Source organism: Thauera phenylacetica B4P, assembly GCF_000310225.1.
Lineage (GTDB): Bacteria > Pseudomonadota > Gammaproteobacteria > Burkholderiales > Rhodocyclaceae > Thauera > Thauera phenylacetica.
Map to the genome: position 1 here is coordinate 1 of NZ_AMXF01000429.1, position 1,694 is coordinate 1,694.

At 66.2% G+C, this 1,694-nt stretch carries 1 protein-coding gene; it reads right to left on the bottom strand.

Translation table 11 applies throughout. The features are described 5' to 3' along the window. Positions 1 to 242: 242 nt before the first annotated feature. The gene (locus C667_RS22750) at positions 243 to 1,604 is read right to left on the bottom strand and encodes an IS1380 family transposase (RefSeq protein ID WP_004357889.1); all 1,362 of its coding nucleotides are present in this window, start codon (positions 1,602 to 1,604) and stop codon (positions 243 to 245) included. Positions 1,605 to 1,694 lie beyond the last annotated feature (90 nt).

Sequence of the window (1,694 nt, forward strand, 5' to 3'; positions counted from 1 at the left end):
CCTGAATCCGTGTTGTCTTCAGCGCGTACCCGCTCCGCGAGCCCCAGCGCATGATTTTTCTGCTGCCTGACTCCCAATCTCAGCTCACCGCAGCCCCGAGCACCGTCCTTTCACGGCCCGGAGGCCCGGCGAGCCGGGCTTACGGGGGGTGCGCTACGTCATTTTCCTGCTCCCACGCGGCCGTCGCCCTTTCGCCGCAGCGAAATGGCCTCGATTCGGAGAATTCGGCCGTCGGATTTGCATCACGGCGAAGCCACCGCGCACAGTCGCGCCTGCACCGTGGTGAACACCTTCACATGCGCGGCGACGCCGCGTCCGAAGTCCAGCACCAGGCGGCGGGCGTGTTCGACGAACTTCGCCGCACGGTACATCACCTCCTGCAGCACTGTCTTGATGCGTCGGCGCTTGGCCGGGTGACGGATCGGCGAGAGCTCGCCGGTCAGCCCGAGTTGGCCGATCAGGCGCAGGCAGTTGTAGGCGAACGCGGCCAGATGCATGACCGCGTCGTTGGTGTCGAACTTGCCCGAGGGCAGGCGCTCGAGGTCCAGGTCGGTCTTGATCTCGGAGTGGAACTGCTCGTGCGTGCCGTGGTGCTTGTAGAGCTCGATCACGTCGGCCATCGCCACTTCGAGGCTGGTCCACCAGCCTTCGATCTCGATCTCGGGGGTCAGCAGGTGCTGGCCCTTCTTGTCGATCGTGCGCTCGGTCACCCGCACCACCAGACGCAGCGTGCGCTTGGCCTTCTTCCAGGCACGGTCGATCTTCAGGTCCAGCAGCCCCACCCGCTTGCCCGCGCGCACTTCCTCGAAGACGCCGGCGGCCTCGGCCCGGTCCACCCAGGCGGTCTTGTCCTGACGGCGCGGATTCCACTTGGTGAGGTAGTCGAACGAACGCCCCAGCGCTGCCCAGCGATCGCGCTCGTCGGCCAGCGCGAACAGCAGCCGGGCGCTGTCGAAGCCGCTGTCGGCCCGCCACAGCAGCTTCGCATCGGCCGCACACACCCGGCGCAGGCGCGGGAACGCGCGCTCGAAGAAATACTCGGTCTCCAGCGCCGAGTGGTGCGACCCCGCGCGCAGCTCCAGGCCGAGGTTCCAGCCCTCGTTGCCCAGGTACAGCGCGATCGGCGTGTAGCCATCGACGCCCTGGTAAGTGCGGCTGACCGCCTCCTTCTTGGTGTCGGAGTTGTCCATCACGAAGGTGTCCAGATCGGCGCAGACGTAGCCCTTGTGCGCCGTGATCGGCGCCTCGGTGCGCTCGAGCAGGCGCAGGCTCAGCTCGTCGGTCAGCTCGCGCAGCTCGGCCGCGCGGGCATCGAGCCGTTGGCGCATCCACACGCTGCCGGGCACCTTGGCGAGCCCGAGCGCTTCCTTGAAGAAGCGGTCGCCGCGAAACGGCTCGATCGCCTCGAAGTCGCTTTTGCCCAGGCTCAGCAGCCCCACCACCGACTTGACCAGGTCCGAGCTCCGCATACCCTGCGACACCGGCAGCCTCGGGTCGATCACCGCCTCGACCTGTGCCGCCTGGCAGCACTGCCCGATCAACGCCAGGCCCGAGTAGGACGTCAGATTGAGCTTGGCGGATTGCTTGACTTCGAAGCGCGGCATGGTCGGTTGGGTGAAAGGCTCGGATGCGTAATTATACAATTACATCAATGCGTTAGGCTGGATTTCCGGCTAAGCGAACACGGATTCAGG